Source organism: Ferrimonas futtsuensis DSM 18154, from assembly GCF_000422645.1.
In the GTDB taxonomy this organism is placed as follows: domain Bacteria; phylum Pseudomonadota; class Gammaproteobacteria; order Enterobacterales; family Shewanellaceae; genus Ferrimonas; species Ferrimonas futtsuensis.
In genome coordinates, this window is the sequence record NZ_AUGL01000001.1 from 264,213 (window position 1) to 282,094 (window position 17,882).

The following is a 17,882-nucleotide window of genomic DNA, read 5'->3' on the forward strand; positions in this document are numbered from 1 at the left end:
CATCCTCCGTACACTGCCGCCATTCCCAGTAAACGCCTCGCCGATGATGATTCCAGTTCTCTGCCAACAGCCACACTTTGTGGTGATCAACAAGCCCGAAGGGGTGCACTTCCACAGCCAGGATGGTCAGCCCGGACTGGTGGTGCAGCTGGAAGCACAGCTTGGGCAGAAGCTCTACCCGGTCCACCGGCTGGACACCCCCACGTCCGGGGTATTGCTGCTGGCCCGCTCATCAGAGGCTGCCGCCGAACTCAGCCGCGCCTTTGCCGAACATAGCATGGAAAAGCGATACTTGGCCCTGTCGGACAGCAAGCCCAAGAAGAAACAGGGGTGGGTCAAGGGGCATATCGTCAAAGCCAGGCGGGGGGCCTGGAAACTGGCCCGGGAGGGGGAAGGAGGTCAGGCCAGTACCCAGTTTGTCAGTACCGGCCTCGGCGAGGGAATGCGCCTCTACCTGCTGCGCCCCCTGAGTGGCAAGACCCACCAGATTCGCGTCAGCCTCAAGAGCCTGGGTGCACCCATCCTGGGAGACCGGCTCTACGGCGGCAGCGATGCAGATCGCACCTATCTGCACGCCCTGAGCCTGGCGTTCGAGTTTCGCGGAGAGCAGCATCACTTCTGCGGCCTGCCCGAGCGGGGAGAGCACTACCTGTCGCCCCAGGTTCAGGCAGCCGTTCGCCAGTGGCAGGCACACTCTCCTCTGTAAATGGCGTTATACTGAGAATAAGAATAACGCTAAGGAAAACTGATGGATAAAGACAAGCTCCTCCTCAGCCTCATCGCCATTCTGCTGCCGCCTGTGGCGGTATTCCTGCACCGGGGAATGGGTGGCCCGCTGCTGATCAACATCCTGCTGTGCCTGTTGTTCTACCTCCCGGGCATCCTCCACGCCCTGTGGGTGGTCAACCGCGGCTAATCATCGCAGGTAAGAACCAAAAAGAGGGCCCGCTGGCCCTCCTCTTCACTGACGTCCCGCTTAACCGCAGACGCTGCAGCCGGGCATCTTGGGCACTTTCATCTCCCGGAACTGCATGGTCATGGCATCCACCATCAACATGCGGCCATGCAGGGGCTTGCCCATGCCGGAGATCTGTTTGATCGCCTCGGTGGCCTGTATGCTGGAGATCAGTCCCACCACGGGGGAGAGAATGCCGCTCTCGACGCAGCTGAGCTGTTGGTCACCGAACATGGCTGAGAAGCAGTGGTAACAGGGCTGGTCCTCGGCGTAATTGAGCACGGTCACCAACCCCTCCATGCGGATGGCAGCCCCGGAGACCAGGGGCACCTTGGCCCCATAGCAGACTCGATTCAGCTGATTGCGGGTATCCAGGTTGTCGGTGCAGTCCAGCACCAGAGTATGATCCGCCACCTGAGCCGTCAGGGCCTCATCTTCCAATCGCTCGGTGATCACCGCCACCTCCACATAGTGGTTGAGCTCGGCGATGGCCGCCTTGGCGGACTCCGCCTTGTTCATCCCCACCCGGGCATCGGTATGCAGGATCTGTCGCTGCAGGTTGTGGCCCTCCACCTCATCGAAGTCCACCAGGGTCAGGTGGCCGACTCCGGCCGCCGCCAGGTACTGGGCGGCACCGCAGCCCAGACCACCAACCCCGATAACCAGCACCCGCGCCTGCTTCAGCGCTTCCTGGCCGTCGATGTCAAACGCCGGAATGACGATCTGGCGGTTGTAACGCATCAACTCCTTATCGGACAGGATCTCCATTACAGACCTCCCAGAACCTGGTTGAAGGGTTCCACCGTGACCTGGACACCGGGCTCCTGACCGCCGGCGTCCCGGGACAGGACGATAAAGCAGTTGGCCCGGCTCATGGAGGTGGTCATGTCTGACCCCTGTGCGCCCGTGGTGGCGACCTCGAGTTGGCCCTGCTGATTGCGGCTGAGCACGCCACGCTGATACTCCTGACGACCCGGCTTCTTACGGATGGCGTTGGTCAGGGTGGCATTCAGCGTCAGAGGCTGGTGACGATGTTCACCGCCCAGATGCTTGAAGAAGGGCTGCACCAGTTGATAGCAGGTCACCATGGAGGAGACCGGGTTACCGGGCAATCCACAGAACCAGGAGTTGGGCAGCTTACCGAAGGCGAACGGCTTGCCCGGCTTGATCGCCAGCTTCCAGAAGTTGATGCTGCCCATCTCATCCAGCACCACCTTGATGTAATCCGCTTCTCCCACGGAGACACCGCCGGAGGTGACCACCACGTCGGCCAGTTCATCGCCGCGGCGGAAGGCGTCACGCACCAACTCAAGATCATCGGGGATCACCCCCAGATCGATCACCTCGGCGCCCATCTCGGTCAGCATGGTCCGCAGGGCGTGGCGGTTGGAGTCGTAGATCTGACCCGCCTCGAGCGGCTGGCCCGGAGGCACCAGCTCGTCACCAGTGGAAAACAACGCCACCTTGATGGGCGTCTGCACCCTGACCCGACCATGGCCCGCTGTGGCCAGCACACCGATCTCGGCGGCGCCCACCCGGGTACCGGCATCCAGCACCTTCTGCCCCTGGGTCAGTTCACTGCCACGGTGACGGACGAAAAAGCCCGGAGACACCTCCACGTTAAAGCTGACACTGTCGCCCTCGGCGTTGGCCTCCTCCTGCATGATGATGGCGTCCATCTGCGCAGGCAGCGGCGCCCCCGTCATGATGCGCACACAGGCACCTGCGGGAATCTCGCCGTCGAAGGGGATACCGGCAAAGGCTTTGCCAGCGATGGTCAGGGGTTGGCCCTCCACCACCTCGGCGGCGCGGACGGCGTAGCCGTCCATGGAGGAGTTATCGAACGCGGGCAGATCGATCAGGGAGCAGATATCCTCCGCCAACACCCGGCCTACCGCCTCTTCCAGAGCCACCTCCTCCACCCGGTTCAGGGGAGCGCAGGCGGCGTACATCTTTTCCAGTGCCTCGGCCGGAAGCATCAGCCCCGGCTGGCTGCAACAGTCCTGCTGTGCCATCATCTTGCCTCTTGAGCCATAGTGGCGACCATTATGCCACCGGGCCCCAGATAAACCTATTGATCCAGTCGGGTATATTCACCTGCGCTGATGCAAAAATGTGCGGACATCGGCGTCAAAACCCTCAGCCATGGCCTTGTATTTTGCCCCCGCCCAGATATAATCTGCGCCCCCCGGTCAACGACCGGGCATTTCACAATTTCCCGGGTTCCCTCACCCCGCTTACCAAAAAGGTACACTCGATGTTGCAACTGACCCCTGCGCAGGTTAAACGCGCCCTGATCATTCTGATCAGCTTTCATATTGTGGTGATCACTGCCAGTAACTACCTGGTTCAGCTCCCCTTTCAAATCTTTGGCCAACACACCACCTGGGGTGCCTTCAGCTTTCCCTTTGTCTACCTGGCCACGGATCTGACCGTACGCATCTTTGGTGCAGCCCCGGCACGGCGCATCATCTTTGGCGCCATGATGCCGGCTCTGCTGGCCTCCTACCTGGTGTCGGTGCTGTTCTTCGAGGGCCAGTTCCAGGGCGCCAAAGGGCTGCACGAATTCAACACCTTCGTCGGCCGCATCGCCTTCGCCAGTTTTGCTGCCTATCTTTTGGGGCAGCTGATGGACATCAAGGTGTTTGCCCGGCTGCGTCAGATGAACGCCTGGTGGGTGGCCCCGGCAGCTTCCACTATTTTTGGGAACCTGATCGATACCCTGGTGTTCTTTTCAGTGGCATTCTATGCCAGCTCCAACCCCTTTATGGCAGAACACTGGCCGGAGATCGCCAGCGTGGATTATGGCTTCAAGCTGCTGATCAGCCTTGGGCTCTTCCTGCCCGCCTATGGCGTTCTGCTGAGATTCCTGTCGGACCGCATCCTGATGTCGTCCGCCACCACTGAGAGACACTTTGCCTGATGACACCGCGGCATTTCACTGAATCACTGAAGCAGCTGGGCCTGGACTGGCTCACCACCCATCAGAGCGATGCCGCTCATGATCTGGACCATATCCTCCGGGTCTACACCACGGCCGGACGCCTGGGCCAGCAGGAGGGCGCCAATCCGGACATCCTGCTGCCGGCGGCCCTGCTGCACGATTGCGTCAGTATCGACAAGCGCGATCCCCGTCGCAGCCAGGCTTCGACCCTGAGCGCCGATGCGGCGGTCGCCTGGCTGGCACAGCACGACTACCCCGCCGAGTTGCTGGACGCCATCCACCATGCCATCGCCAGCCACAGCTGGAGTGCCGGGCTAGAGACCAACACCCTGGAAGCCCGGGTACTGCAGGATGCGGATCGCCTGGATGCCCTGGGCGCCATCGGCACCGCCCGCTGTCTGATGCTGGGTGGCCAGTGGCAGAGTACCCTGTATCACGGCGGCGATCCCTTCGCCGACGCCAGAGAGTATGACGACAAAACCTACTGCCTGGACCACTTCTACGTTAAGCTTCAGCACCTGGCTGGCCAGCTGAAAACCGATGCGGGACGCCAAGAAGGCGAACGTCGCTGGCGCTGGATGGAAGGTTTTATCCAACAACTGCAATCTGAATTACCTGAGTGAGAGACCCTATGAACTGGCGTGAAGGCACAATTGATGAAGTGATGGCTCTGGTGGAGCAGGTCCCCGAGCTGGATACTCCCTACCCCAGAGAGGAGTACGATCAGCGTCTGGGCGAGGTTCCCCACCTCATTCAGATCGCCGAGGTGGAAGGCCAGGCCGCTGGCTTCAAGGTGGGCTATGCCCTGGATGAGCAGCAGTTCTACTCCTGGCTGGGCGCGGTGCTTCCCCAATTCCGGGGACAGGGTGTGGCCAAAACTCTGCTGCGGGCACAGGAAAGCTGGGCAAAGGAACAGGGTTATAAACTGATCACGGTGAAGAGTCGCAACCGCTACCCAGAGATGCTGCGGATGCTGCTGGGCAAGGGCTATCACCTGGTGGATATGCAGAAAGCCAGCAACACCCCCCTGGACTACCGCATCCTGCTGGAAAAAAGTTTATAAAAAGTGTCCAAGGCACTTGCAATGCAAATGAGAATAGTTGTTATTTAACTGCGTTCCAACTTTAGCCCCCTGATAGTTAAGGTGGTTGTTTTAGCTCACAGCATTGCTCACACGGTTTTAGGCCGGCAACTCAGTTGCCGGCCCATTTTTTATGTGGGCCCACATTGGCCTAATCACAGAGCGCTATCACCTGAGAAACCAGGGCTCGTATCCCCGCCGCGGCCTCAGGCAGGCTTTTGGCCAGCATGTAAGCCGGTGTGGTCACCACCTTGTGGCGCTCATCCACATGGATCTCCTCCACCGCACACTCCCTGTGCTCACCGCCCATGGCGTTGAACGCGACCGCGGTCTCATGGTCGTTCCCTATGGTGCCCTGCACCCCCTCGCCATAGATGCGGGGCAACATCATCGGCGCAATGCAAAGATAACCACAGGGCTTACCCGCCTGGGCAAACGCCAGGGCCACCGCCATCACATCATCACTGACCTGACACTCACTGCCTGACAGGGCAAAATCACACAGATTCTTGGCGGCACCGAAGCCTCCAGGCACCACCAGGGCATCGTAATCCGCTGCATGGAGATCGCTGAGGGGCAACACCTCCCCCCGGGCAATGCGGGCGGCCTCAACCAGGCAGTTGCGACTCTCCTGTTCTGCCACCTCGCCGGTGAGGTGGTTCACCACATGCAGTTGAGGCCTGTCGGGAGCAAAGCACTGATAAGACGCTCCCTTCTCCTGAATGGCCAGCAAGGCCAGGACAGATTCGTGTATCTCCGAGCCATCAAACACACCAGAGCCACTGAGCAGTACCGCAATCCTCTTCATGGTTTCTTTCCTTATTACTCATGAGACTAAAAATTTAATTTTATATAGCCAAATATTGCAAAGTTGTTAACGACGATCTCTATACACGGCGATTTTTTGTGCTAACTTAATCAGCCAGATGTCGGATGGCATTGCCGCTGTTACTTACGCCCTCCAGTGTATCCTCCGCTAAACCTGTTTCGAATAGCAATATCCACAATACGGGTTTTGTGGGATCTTTGGCCAGGATCGCCAAAGATCATTCAGATAACCAATTGATTTTATTGATCTATCACCAAGTCTTTGATCTCGATCGAATTTTAATGCGATCCCGCGCATTCTGCAGAAACACACAGAGTTATCCACATCTCTGTGCGTCCTTATATCCTGTGGACAACTCTGTGGAAAATCACCTTCACCCTAGCGAATTCCGGGCACTCGTGGCATGCTTAGCCATCACTTTCAACAGTAAAACATCCACATGGCCCAGCTTCCCGAAAATCCCCTGATCCTCGTCGACGGCTCCTCCTACCTTTACCGCGCCTATCATGCGCCACCACACCTGACCAACTCCAAGGGAGAGCCCACAGGCGCGGTCTACGGCGTAGTCAACATGCTGCGCAGCCTGATCCGTCAATTCAACCCCAGCCACATGGTGGTGGTGTTCGATGCCAAAGGTAGAACCTTCCGGGATGACCTCTACCCCGACTATAAGGCACACCGCCCCCCCATGCCCGATGACCTGCGCAGTCAGATTCAGCCCGTGCATGAGATCATCCGCGCCATGGGGCTGCCGCTGCTGGTGGTGGAAGGGGTGGAAGCCGACGACGTCATCGGCACTCTGGCCAAGCAGGCGGAAGAGGCGGGTCATAAAGTGGTGATCAGCACCGGTGACAAGGATATGGCTCAGCTTGTTACCGACAACATTACCCTGATCAACACCATGACCGACACCGTGATGGATCCGGAAGGGGTGGTGAATAAGTTCGGTGTGGGGCCTGAGCTGATCATCGACCTGCTGGCGATGATGGGGGATAAGGTCGACAACATCCCGGGGCTGCCCGGCGTGGGTGAGAAGACCGCCCTGGCCATGCTCCAGGGGATCGGCGGACTGGACGCCATCTATGGTGATCCGGATGCGGTGGCGACGCTGGGCTTCCGCGGTGCCAAAACCATGCCTAAGAAGCTGCGCGACAACGAGAAGGAAGCCTTCCTCAGTTATCAGCTGGCAACCATCAAGCTGGACGTTCCCCTGAACCAGGCGATGGCCGATCTCAAGGTCATCGCCCCGGACCGCGATGCCCTGATAAAGCTCTACGGAGAGATGGAGTTCCGTCGCTGGCTGGGTGAGGTGCTGGATGGGGACAAGTCCGACACTGCCGAAGAGGCGGATGGCGGCACCGCCAAAGCCTGCGAGTTCGAACACGAAACCATTCTGACCCAGGGCCAGTTGGATCAGTGGCTGGACAAACTGCAACAGGCGGAGCTGTTTGCCCTGGATACCGAGACCACCTCCCTCAACTACATGGAGGCGGAACTGGTGGGCCTGAGCTTTGCTGTGGACACCAAGCTGGGCGCCTATCTGCCTCTGGCCCATGACTACGAAGGTGCCCCGCAGCAGCTGGACAGAGACGCGGTACTGACCAGATTCAAGCCTCTGCTGGAAGACGCCTCCCGCAAGAAGGTCGGCCAGAACCTTAAGTACGACATGTCGGTCCTGGCTCGTTATGGCATCAGGCTGCAGGGGGTCGAGTTTGACACCATGCTGGAGTCCTACTGCTTCAACTCCACCGCGGGTAAGCACAATATGGATGACCTGGCTCTCAAATACCTGAGCCACAAGACGGTTCACTTCGAGGATATCGCTGGCAAAGGGGCCAAGCAGAAAACCTTCAACCAGATCCCTCTGGAGGAAGCCGCCCCCTACGCCGCCGAGGACGCGGTCATCACCCTGCAACTGCACCAGCATCTGCTGCCGAGGCTTCAGGAGCTGGAGGGCTGCCACAAGGTGTTCCGCGACATCGAGATGCCCCTGGTGCCTATCCTTTCCAGTATCGAGCGCCAGGGTGTGCTGCTGGACACGGATCTGCTGCACCAGCAATCCACCGAAATCGCCAATGTGCTCGATGCCCTGGAGCAGCAGGCTCACGATCTGGCCGGCGAGAGTTTCAACCTCTCCTCCACCAAGCAGCTGCAACATATTCTGTTTGAGAAGCTGGGCTATCCCGTGCTGAAGAAAACCCCCAAGGGCGCCCCCTCCACCGCCGAAGAGGTGCTTCAGGACCTGGCCCTGGACTATGAGCTGCCCAAACTGATTCTGGAGCATCGAAGCCTGGCCAAGCTGAAGAGCACCTATACCGACAAGCTGCCCCTGCTGGTGCAGCCCAGTGGCCGGGTGCACACCTCCTACCATCAGGCAGTGACCGCCACCGGACGTCTCTCCAGCTCCGATCCCAACCTGCAGAACATCCCCATCCGCAGCGAACAGGGGCGGCGCATTCGTCAGGCCTTTATCGCCCCGGACGGCTACAAGCTGCTGGCCATCGACTACTCCCAGATTGAACTGAGGATCATGGCTCACCTCTCTCAGGACAAGGGGCTGCTGGAGGCTTTTGCCCAGGGTAAGGATGTCCACCGGGCCACCGCCGCCGAGGTGTTTGGAGTGAGCTTCGATGAGGTCACCACCGAGCAGCGTCGCCGGGCCAAGGCGGTCAACTTCGGCCTGATCTATGGCATGTCCGCTTTCGGACTGGCCAAACAGCTGCACATTCCCAGAGGGGAAGCCCAGCACTACATCGACATCTACTTCGAGCGTTACCCCGGTGTGAAGCGCTACATGGAGGACACCCGCAAACAGGCCCATGACGATCAGTATGTGGAAACCCTGTTTGGCCGCCGTCTGCACCTGCCGGACATCAACGCCCGTAATAAGATGCGCCAGCAGGCCGCAGAACGTACCGCCATCAACGCCCCCATGCAGGGCAGTGCCGCCGACATCATCAAGCGGGCGATGATCAAAGTGTCCGACTACCTGTCCAAACAGGAGAAGGATGAGATTCGCATGCTGATGCAGGTGCACGATGAACTGGTGTTTGAAGTGAAACAGGAGCAGGCCGAGACCCACAGCCAGGCTCTGCGTGACCTGATGGCCGACGCAGCACAACTGGATGTGCCGCTGATCGCCGAAGCCGGCATCGGCGACAACTGGGACCAGGCCCACTAGGGCTCAGCAATCCTGGCGGGCTGATTTTAACCCGGGCGCCATGACCCCACCTGAGGGGAGCGATTCGCTCCCCTTTTCTTTGCCCCTGGGTTGTAAGTGAACTTTCACCCGGGCAGACCGACCGAACCACAAAGAACACCGCCGTTCGATCTGTTGGATCCACTCCAAAGATCTCCAGGTGGATCGCAGATCACAGTTTGATGACTTATTGCGGTAAGGAACCAAGCAGGTAAATAGAGGGATAATGAGACTTTATGTAGTTATTGGATCAAAAAGCGCAGAACGCGTAGCTTTTTGGCGATCAAGATCACAAAATTTCTCATCTAGGACCGAATTCGCTTTTATAAAGCAACCTGGTTGGCTATGCTTTCGTCTGTAGGGTACAGAGGTAAGATGTTCTATCTTAACAAACCTTATTCGATCGCTCTCAGCGATCAGCCAAAATTTATGGCGCCCCGGTGACACTTGTCACCGGGGTTTTTTCTTTTCTATGTCTGAAAACTTTCATCAAGTTACGAAATTCACCGAACACTTTTCGCACAATCCGGATTAGAGCAAATGCTTTAGTTTTTGTTGCCGAAGAGTTATGATGCGTTCATAGGGTCGTCCCCCGGAATCCGAGTCCGGGCGACTCTCGTCTTGTTATCGTTGAAAAAGCTTCTCCCCAATTAAGCTTTTTACACGCCGGTGATGATCATTCGTCACCGGCTTTTTCTTTTCCGGGTGCCTGAACGAAAAAGGCGCCCCCTGGGCGCCCTTCGTGCAACTGGTCTGCCTTACTCGGCCACCACCTCATCCTGGGGATCCAGCCAACGACCGATGTGGGCGATGGCTTCGCCGCGACCGGTTCCCTTCAGAGAAGAGAACAGCTGTACCTTGATCTCGCCACCGAACTCTTCCAGGGCGGACTTTACGTCTCTCAGGGTTTTCTGTTTAACCGCCTGCTTTAATTTATCCGCCTTGGTCAGCAACACCAGAACCGGCAGCTCCGCCGCCACGGACCAACGGATCATGTTGGCGTCCAGATCCTTCAGAGGGTGACGACAATCCATCATCACCACCACCCCGCGCAGACAGCGGCGCTTCTCCAGGTACTCAGCCAGAGCCTTCTGCCACTTCTTCTTCATCTCCAGGGGAACCTGGGCAAAGCCATAACCGGGCAGGTCCACGAGACGACGATCGTCCCCCACCTCAAACAGGTTGATCATCTGGGTACGACCCGGGGTCTTGGAGGTCTTAGCCAAACCTTTCTGGTCGGTCATCGTATTGAGGGCAGAGGATTTTCCCGCATTGGAGCGGCCCGCAAACGCAACCTCGATCCCGGTATCTGGCGGCAGAAAACTGATGTCAGGGGCGCTGAGCATGTACTTGGCGCGGCGAAAATCGATGGCGGTATCGCTCACTTAGGATCTCCATTGATGATTTACATGGGTGCTCTGGGTCACATTACGCCAATTTTTTAGATCTAACGACAAATTAGTGTAAAATGCGTTCTGCGAGCCTCCCCAATAGTCTATCACGGGGCGAGGCTGGACAGGGAAAGAACGAGCCACGCAAATAAAAGTTGGAACACCATGAAAAAATTAGCACTAACACTTTCTGTGCTCGCCGCTTTCAGCGGTACTGTTCAGGCCCAGGGAGATGAAGCCAAAGGGCAGCAAGTTGCCACCACCACCTGTCTTGCCTGCCACGGCATGGACGGGAACAGCATGGTCCCCATGTACCCCAAACTGGCTGGCCAGCATCAGGGCTACCTGCTCAAGCAGTTGAAAGAATTCAAGCAGGGTGCCATGAGCGGCGGCAAAGAGGGCCGAAACGATCCCATTATGGCCGGAATGGTCATGACCCTGAATGACGAGCAGATGGCGGATGTCTCCGCTTTCTATGCCTCCCAGGCGATCTCCGCCGGCACTCAGGTGGACGCAGATACCCAGGCCAAAGGCGAAAAGCTGTATATGGGGGGTGACGCACAGCGTCAGATTACCGCCTGTGCGGCCTGCCACGGTCCCAATGGGGAAGGGATGAACCTGGCCGGTTACCCCAGCCTGGCGGGTCAACACCCGGACTACATCAAGGCCCAACTGGAGAAGTTCCGCAGCGGTGCCCGTGCCAACGATCTCAACGGCATGATGACCGGCGTAGCCAAGAACCTGCGTGACGAGGACATCAGCCTGCTGAGCCAGTACATCTCCAGCCTGAAATAGGCCGGGATAGCTTCACCAGAGTAAGAGGCGAGCCAGTGGCTCGCCTTTTTAACATCTGCGGTTTGAGGATCTCGATCACAGAAGGCGCATCCCCCCTGCACGATTCTTCTTGTAAGAGATTTGCCATTGCGACATTGAGAGATTTAAGTCTTTTTCACTGCAAAATCCTCCTCAAACCTTTTGTCATCAAGCAATTGCACTGTTAACAATCGCGAGCGACGGTAACAAAACTGCAAAAAAAGTTGCGATCCAGCTCAAATTAAGTAGAGTATGGGGCATCCAAAGGAGAGGAACTCGGCGGCCGGAGCGTCACCGAAAAAAAAGGGACAGCACCCAAGGAGATGGGTGATGGAACGGAAACTCTTCAGGAGGAAACGAGCCGGAGAGCTCGAGCAGAAGGACCAGCATCTCAGTTCAACACGGATGGTTGTATTACGTCAGGAAGATGCTTGTCATCAGGACGATGACATTAGCCTTGTTAAGGAAAACCTTCAGGAAGAATAATAAAGCGCCAGGATAGGCCGAAAACGAAAAAAGCCGCACGGAAGCAGTAAAAAGAAGACGGATCTAGACCGGGAAAGTCACATCGCAGGTAAGGATTGCCTGAATACCCGAATGAGTGAGTGTCTTAAGACACCCCATTACCTGGCAGCAGAGGAGACTCTGCTGCCTTTTTTATTTCCCGCGCCCCCAGGTTCCCAGCAACAAACGTTCCTTTTATAATGGGCCGGTGGACTCGGCGCGGTTGCTTCTTCGCCGAGGTTCGTCACAAAAAAAATCAACACGCCCCAGTGGCTCCTTCGAGGTTTCGGGACCCTATGCACTGCCCCCTCTGTCAGCACCATCAGACTCAGCACTATCATCAGGACAAGAAACGTCACTACTTCCAATGCACCAGGTGTGAGCTGGTGTTTGCCGACCCCAACGCCCTGCTGCCCCCCTCGGCGGAGAAGCATCAGTACGATCAACATCAGAATGACCCATTAGACCAGGGATACCGCCGCTTCCTCTCCCGATTGGCACAGCCGCTGATGCAGAGGCTGGCGCCCGGCAGCCAGGGGCTGGATTTTGGTTGCGGCCCGGGACCGACCCTGTCACTGATGCTGGAGGAGGCGGGACACGCCATGGCCATCTACGACCCCTATTTCCACCCGGACAGGGCGCCGCTGAGAAGCAATTATGACTTTGTCACCTGCACCGAAGCCATCGAGCACTTCTACCGCCCCGGACGGGAGTGGCAGCTGCTGCTGGAGCTGGTGCGTCCCGGCGGCATCCTGGCGCTGATGACCAAGCTGGTGAAGGACAGGCAGGCGTTTGCCAACTGGCACTACAAGAACGACCCCACCCATGTCAGCTTTTTCAGCCGCACCACCTTCGAGTTTCTGGCCCAGAGGGACAGCCTGACGGTGGAATTTATCGGTAATGACGTCGTACTGCTGCAAAAAGCGGCATAATCTGGTATAACCTGCCGCCCACTCTGGAGGCAAACGATGACGAGACAGAAGAAATCCCGCAAGATTAATGTTCACGGACCCCGGCAACAGACCCGCACCGAAAAAGGGGCAGGTCACGAAGGCAAACGCCGGAACGCCAAGGGTAAAGCCGCTGGCTCTCGCCAGAACGAAGGCTCTGCCAAGTCCAGACAGCGGGCAGATCAGCCTCAGGATCCCATGGACCCGCGCCTGGGCAGCAAGAAGCCCATCTCCCTGACCCCCCCTGCACAGGAGGCGCCAGCGGCCAAGCCCCTCTCTCCGGAGCAGGAGCTGGAGAAACTGGAGAACCTGCCCCGGCTTAACGCCCTGCTGGATCGCCTGGACCAGGAGGAGGTGCTCAGTGCCGAGGACCAACAGTGGCTGGACGCCAAGCTGGACAGAATCGAACAGTTGATGACCCAGCTGGGCATCGAACTGGAGGAGGCGCCTGAAGAGCAGCCCGCTCCCCAGCCGGAGCAGGACCTGATGAGCCGCTTCGAATCCGGCAGTGATCTGCTGGACGACTACAAAGAGTAATCTCCCCAAGAGTACTCCCCAGGGGCCCGGCCTGCGCCGGGCGCTCCCCCTGTCGCCCCACCAATTACTGCCCTACCCTTAGGGACTGTGCTCCACTCTGTGGACCAGCTCACGTTCCTGAGTTCCGGCCGGGAACCATTGGCCCGGTCCGTTGTTTATAAAACATCACGCCCAGCACAGCCTTATAGGCCAGACCAGCCCCCCGGGGTGAATTTGGGTCACGGATCAAAGGCAAGGCGCTTAAAAGTGTGCATAATGCACATTAAATAATGCTCCCGTTGAGTCACAGGAACGCAACCAGACCTCGGGATGCCGCAATATCATCGGCTCACCCATGCCGCAGGAGAGAATGCAGTGCAGGATAAGATTAGCTGGAACCAGGCCCTGATTGAGAAGTATAACTACAGCGGCCCCCGTTACACCTCATACCCCACCGCAGTGGAGTTCCACAAGGACTACACCGACCAGCACCTGCGGGAAGCGATTCAGGATTCGGACAAGCGCAACCTGTCCCTCTACATCCACGTCCCCTTCTGCCACAAGCTCTGCTACTACTGCGGCTGCAACAAGATCATCACCCGTCATGCCCATAAGGCGGACCAGTATCTGGACTACCTGGAGCGTGAAATCAACGCCCGTGCGCCTCTGTTCAAGGAGTACAGCGTTACCCAGATGCACTGGGGTGGCGGCACGCCAACCTTCCTCAACCACGAGCAGATCCGCCGTCTGGTCAAGCTGCTGAAGGAGAAGTTCAACTTCGCCGACGAGGGTGAGTTCGCCATCGAGGTGGATCCCCGCGAGATTGAACTGGATACTCTGGAAGTGCTGAAAGAGGTGGGCTTCAACCGCATCTCCGTTGGGGTTCAGGATTTCAACAAAGAGGTGCAGGTGGCGGTCAACCGCGAGCAGGATGAACAGTTCATCTTCGACCTCCTCGAGCACGCCCGCAAGCTGGGCTTCACCTCCACCAACATCGACCTGATCTACGGCCTGCCCCATCAGACCCCAGAGAGCTTCGCCAAGACGCTGGAGCGGGTAAAGGATCTGGACCCGGATCGCCTCAGTGTCTTCAACTATGCCCACCTGCCTCATCGCTTCGCCGCCCAGCGCAAGCTGAAAGAGGAGGATATGCCGACGCCGCATCAGAAGCTGAAGCTGCTGGAAAACACCATCAACACCCTGATGGGCTACGGCTACCAGTTCATCGGCATGGATCACTTCGCCAAGCCTGAAGATGAACTGGCCCGCCTGCAGAACGCCGGCCAACTGCACCGCAACTTCCAGGGCTACACCACCCAGCCCGACGCCGACCTGCTGGGTCTGGGCGCGTCCGCCATCTCCAACATCGGTAAGGCCTACGCCCAGAACGCCGTGGACCTGAAAGACTACTACGAAGCGATGGATGCCAACGAGCACGCCATGATCAAGGGCTGTGGTCTGGAGACCGATGACTTCATCCGCCGCGAAGTGATCAAGCAGCTAATCTGCCACTTCCAGCTGGATAAGAGCGCCATCGAGAAGCAGTGGAACATCGACTTCAACCAGTACTTCGAAGAAGACCAGAAGCTGCTCAAGCCCTTCATCGAAGATGATCTGGTGCGCATGAGCGAGGACCGCATCGAGGTGACCGGCCAGGGCCGCCTGCTGATCCGCAACATCTGCATGTGCTTCGACCGCTACCTGCGCGACAAGGCCCGCCAGCAACAGTTCTCCCGGGTGATCTGATCATCCAGGCATAAAAAAGGGTCGCCGCGGCGACCTTTTTTTTGGCTGTCTGTCAGCGACCCTGCTTCTTCTGCAGCAGCGCCTTGCGGTCGCTGTCGGAGATAAACGCCAGCTCGGCGCCGTGCTGCTGAATGGTGCGCAGCTGGGCTTCACTCAGGCCAATGCGCTCTCTGGCCATCTGATACTCGAAGGGGATGGAGTTGGCGGAAACGCCGGGGTCGTCAGTATTCAGGCACACCTTCAGCCCCTGCTCCACAAAGGTGCGGATGGGGTGCACCTCATAATCCGCCACCGAGTTGGCGTGGACATTGGAGGTGGGACAGGACTCGATGCCGATCCCTCTCTCCCTGAGAAACGCCAGCAGACGCGGATCCTCCGGCGCCGTGGTGGCATGCCCCAGGCGGGTGGCCCCCAGCTCGGTCACCGCCTGCCAGATGGAGGACGGCGGACCGGGCTCACCGGCGTGAATGGTGACATTGAGGTAGGCATCCCGCACCCGTTTGAAGTGATCCACAAACAGGTCCCCGGGGAACCCCTCCTCATCACCCGCCAGGTCGCAGGCAACGAAGTGCTGTTTCTGACTGAGGATGGCATCCAGCTCACGATGGCAGGCCTCGGCACCGTCGCCGCGACAGAGGATGCCGATGAGGTTGATCATGATGCCACTGTCCCGGGCACCGCGGGCAACGCCATCGATCACCGCTTCCACCACCCCCTCCTGGGGCAAACCGTGGGGTCCGGCCATGTAAGCGGGAGAGAACCTCAGCTCACCGTAGTCCACTCCATTGGCCGCAAGATCCAGGGCATTTTCATAGGCCACCCGGTTCACCGCATCCAGATCCCCCAGCACCGCCACCTGATAATCCAGCTTGGCCAGCAACGCCTCCACCGAGGGACAACGGTCGATCACCTGCAGGTAGGGGCGCAGCGCCTCCATCTCGTAGGCGGGCAGGGTCACATTGAATTGACGGGCCAGGTCCAGCACGGTCTCGGGGCGCACCGAGCCATCGAGATGGCGGTGAAGGTCGGTCAGGAGTATGCCTTGATCAAACATGGGTCTCTCTTTTTGGTAAAGGGATGTTATTTGCCAACAACAAACCCGGGGGAATTGTATACAATTGTGGCGCCGTTTATGACGCCCTAAGCCGGCGCACAGGTCAACACGGCCTCAGAATAATTAAAAAGTAGAATTCAACAAAGGGACAGGATCATGAAAAACTGGCTTATCGGTGCCCTGCTGGTGCTGACCGGCTGTGCCACCACCCAGCCTCCCAGTGCCGACGACACCGTCATCGACCTGATGGAGCAAGCCTGGCAGCAGCGGCTGGCACGCTCTCCGCAGATGGCCGCTCACTTTGGCGACATCGATGCCCAGGCCAGACTGGACGATCACAGTCCCCAGGCACTGCAGGGCGCCTTTGACGCCAACCTGGCCCTGCTGGATCAGGCCAGAAACATCGATGCCGGCGCCCTCAGCGATGAGGGCAGGATCAACCTGTCGATTCTGGTGGGGATCCTGGAGAACCGCACCGACAGCTATCGCTTCCACGAATACCTGATGCCACTGACCGCCGAGGGCGGCTTTCACAATGAGGTGGCTGGCATCGCCGCCGGCCTGACGTTGGCCACCACCCAACAGGCCCAGGCCTACCTGTCCCGGTTGGCCGCCCTGCCTGAACTGTTTCAGCAGCAGATCCACTGGATGCGCGAAGGGGTACGCCTGGGCTACACCCAGCCTCAGGTGGTACTTGAGGGATTTGAGAGCTCCATCCAGGCCTACCTGCCCGACGACGCCAAAGAAAGTCTCTACTACCAGCCCTTCACCACCCTGCCCCAAGATCGAGCGGACACCCAGGCCCTGACGCGCGCCGGTCTCAAAGCGGTCAGGGAGCAGGTGCTGCCCGCCTACCGTGATTACCTGAGCTTCTTTGTTGAGGAGTATCGGCCTGCCGCCCGCACCAGCATCGCCGCCGGCGAGCTGCCCGACGGGGAGGCCTACTACGCCAACCGGGTGAATCACTTCATCACCCTGCCCATGACCCCGGACGAGGTTCACCAGCTGGGGCTGGAGGAGGTGGCCCGCATCCGCGCCGAGATGGAGACGATCATCGAAGCGCTGGCGTTCGAGGGGGACTTTGCCGAGTTCCTGGCCTTCCTGCGCACCGATGCGCGCTTCTATGCCAACACACCTGAGCAGCTTCTGCGGGAAGCGGCCTGGCTGGCCAAGAGGGCGGACGCCATGCTGCCACAGTTCTTTGGCAAGTTGCCGCGCACTCCCTACGGGGTGATGGCGGTACCGGTGGAGATCGCCCCCAAATACACCACAGGTCGCTACTCCGGTCCCAGCGGCGATCATCAGCCGGGCTACTACTGGGTCAACACCTACGCCCTGGACAAGCGCCCCCTCTATGCCCTGCCCGCCCTCACCCTGCATGAAGCAGTGCCTGGCCATCACCTGCAGATCTCCCTGACCCGGGAACTGGGCGAGGTGCACCCGCTGCGCCGCTACCACTACATCAGTGCCTTCGGCGAAGGCTGGGGGCTGTACTCGGAAAAGCTGGGGGTGGAAGCGGGTTACTATGAGGACGCCTATGCCGACTTTGGCCGTCTCAGTTATGAGATGTGGCGTGCCAGCCGCCTGGTGGTGGACACCGGCATCCACGCCAAGGGCTGGAGCCGCCAGCAGGCCATCGACTTTATGGCCGGTAACACCGCCCTCTCCCTGCACAACGTCACCACAGAGGTGGACCGATACATCTCCTGGCCGGGGCAGGCCCTCTCCTACAAGATGGGCGAGCTGACCCTGTGGCGTCTGCGGCATGAGGCGGAGCAGACCCTGGGAGACCGCTTCGATATCCGAGGTTTCCACGATGCGGTACTGGCCAACGGCTCGGTGCCCCTGGCTGAGCTGGAGCGACTGGTGCGCCAGTGGATTGCCAGCCAGCAAGGTTAAA

General features: G+C 58.8%; 17 protein-coding genes. 12 read left to right on the forward strand and 5 right to left on the reverse strand.

The window, feature by feature from the left end; translation table 11 throughout:
* Positions 1–43 precede the first annotated feature (43 nt).
* Both G505_RS0101260 and G505_RS22620 read left to right on the forward strand, forming a co-directional pair.
* Positions 44–706: a TIGR01621 family pseudouridine synthase gene (locus G505_RS0101260; protein WP_245568314.1), complete on the forward strand. Its 663-nt coding sequence runs from the start codon at positions 44–46 to the stop codon at positions 704–706.
* Between the two features lie 42 nt (positions 707–748).
* Positions 749–916 carry a YqaE/Pmp3 family membrane protein gene (locus G505_RS22620; protein WP_028107936.1) on the forward strand — a complete coding sequence of 56 codons (168 nt, stop codon included), beginning with the start codon at positions 749–751 and terminating at the stop codon, positions 914–916.
* 60 nt (positions 917–976) lie between these two features.
* Here the strand turns inward: G505_RS22620 and moeB are convergent, their stop codons facing one another.
* Positions 977–1,723 carry a molybdopterin-synthase adenylyltransferase MoeB gene (gene moeB, locus G505_RS0101270; RefSeq protein ID WP_028107937.1) on the reverse strand — a complete coding sequence of 249 codons (747 nt, stop codon included), beginning with the start codon at positions 1,721–1,723 and terminating at the stop codon, positions 977–979.
* Positions 1,723–2,973 (reverse strand): molybdopterin molybdotransferase MoeA, encoded by a 1,251-nt coding sequence (moeA, locus tag G505_RS0101275; RefSeq protein ID WP_028107938.1) that lies wholly within the window; start codon positions 2,971–2,973, stop codon positions 1,723–1,725. Before moeA ends, moeB begins: the two co-directional genes overlap by 1 nt.
* Before the next feature lie 239 nt (positions 2,974–3,212).
* Here moeA and G505_RS0101280 point away from each other — a divergent pair, with 239 nt between their 5' ends.
* The 3 genes from G505_RS0101280 to G505_RS0101290 are packed head-to-tail and all read left to right on the forward strand — an operon-like array spanning position 3,213 to position 4,962.
* Complete coding sequence (locus G505_RS0101280; protein WP_028107939.1) at positions 3,213–3,878, forward strand: 7-cyano-7-deazaguanine/7-aminomethyl-7-deazaguanine transporter; 666 nt, start codon at positions 3,213–3,215, stop codon at positions 3,876–3,878.
* On the forward strand, positions 3,878–4,522 hold the full coding sequence (locus G505_RS0101285; RefSeq protein WP_211219915.1) for an HD domain-containing protein: 645 nt from the start codon (positions 3,878–3,880) through the stop codon (positions 4,520–4,522). The genes G505_RS0101280 and G505_RS0101285 overlap by 1 nt, the downstream gene beginning before the upstream one ends.
* Positions 4,523–4,530: 8 nt before the next feature.
* Positions 4,531–4,962: a GNAT family N-acetyltransferase gene (locus G505_RS0101290; protein ID WP_028107941.1), complete on the forward strand. Its 432-nt coding sequence runs from the start codon at positions 4,531–4,533 to the stop codon at positions 4,960–4,962.
* Between the two features lie 169 nt (positions 4,963–5,131).
* Here G505_RS0101290 and elbB read toward each other — a convergent pair whose 3' ends face one another.
* Positions 5,132–5,788 carry an isoprenoid biosynthesis glyoxalase ElbB gene (elbB, locus tag G505_RS0101295; RefSeq protein WP_028107942.1) on the reverse strand — a complete coding sequence of 219 codons (657 nt, stop codon included), beginning with the start codon at positions 5,786–5,788 and terminating at the stop codon, positions 5,132–5,134.
* Between the two features lie 460 nt (positions 5,789–6,248).
* On the opposite strand from elbB, the gene polA reads away from it, so the two are divergent.
* A complete protein-coding gene (gene polA, locus G505_RS0101300; RefSeq protein ID WP_028107943.1) occupies positions 6,249–8,990 on the forward strand; it encodes a DNA polymerase I in 2,742 nt (913 codons plus the stop codon).
* A gap of 776 nt (positions 8,991–9,766) precedes the next feature.
* Here the strand turns inward: polA and yihA are convergent.
* Entirely contained in the window at positions 9,767–10,393 is a 627-nt protein-coding gene (gene yihA / locus G505_RS0101305) for a ribosome biogenesis GTP-binding protein YihA/YsxC (RefSeq protein WP_028107944.1), read from the reverse strand.
* Positions 10,394–10,564: 171 nt separating this feature from the next.
* Between yihA and G505_RS0101310 the strand changes: the two genes are divergently transcribed.
* The 5 genes from G505_RS0101310 to hemN all read left to right on the forward strand — a co-directional run bounded on the left by G505_RS0101310 (position 10,565) and on the right by hemN (position 14,928).
* Positions 10,565–11,194, forward strand: coding sequence for a c-type cytochrome (locus G505_RS0101310; RefSeq protein WP_028107945.1), 630 nt, complete (start codon positions 10,565–10,567; stop codon positions 11,192–11,194).
* A 348-nt stretch (positions 11,195–11,542) separates the two neighbouring features.
* Complete coding sequence (locus tag G505_RS22945) at positions 11,543–11,698, forward strand: hypothetical protein (RefSeq protein ID WP_157508951.1); 156 nt, start codon at positions 11,543–11,545, stop codon at positions 11,696–11,698.
* A 314-nt stretch (positions 11,699–12,012) separates the two neighbouring features.
* Positions 12,013–12,648 (forward strand): class I SAM-dependent methyltransferase, encoded by a 636-nt coding sequence (locus G505_RS0101320; protein ID WP_028107946.1) that lies wholly within the window; start codon positions 12,013–12,015, stop codon positions 12,646–12,648.
* A 36-nt stretch (positions 12,649–12,684) separates the two neighbouring features.
* The gene (yihI, locus tag G505_RS0101325; protein ID WP_028107947.1) at positions 12,685–13,203 is read left to right on the forward strand and encodes a Der GTPase-activating protein YihI; all 519 of its coding nucleotides are present in this window, start codon (positions 12,685–12,687) and stop codon (positions 13,201–13,203) included.
* A gap of 309 nt (positions 13,204–13,512) precedes the next feature.
* Positions 13,513–14,928, forward strand: a complete 1,416-nt coding sequence (hemN, locus tag G505_RS0101330; RefSeq protein ID WP_084643709.1) for an oxygen-independent coproporphyrinogen III oxidase — start codon at positions 13,513–13,515, stop codon at positions 14,926–14,928.
* A 52-nt stretch (positions 14,929–14,980) separates the two neighbouring features.
* Here hemN and add read toward each other — a convergent pair whose 3' ends face one another.
* Positions 14,981–15,982: an adenosine deaminase gene (gene add, locus G505_RS0101335; RefSeq protein WP_028107949.1), complete on the reverse strand. Its 1,002-nt coding sequence runs from the start codon at positions 15,980–15,982 to the stop codon at positions 14,981–14,983.
* A 156-nt stretch (positions 15,983–16,138) separates the two neighbouring features.
* On the opposite strand from add, the gene G505_RS0101340 reads away from it, so the two are divergent.
* Positions 16,139–17,881: a DUF885 domain-containing protein gene (locus G505_RS0101340; protein ID WP_028107950.1), complete on the forward strand. Its 1,743-nt coding sequence runs from the start codon at positions 16,139–16,141 to the stop codon at positions 17,879–17,881.
* The last annotated feature ends 1 nt before the right edge of the window (position 17,882 follow it).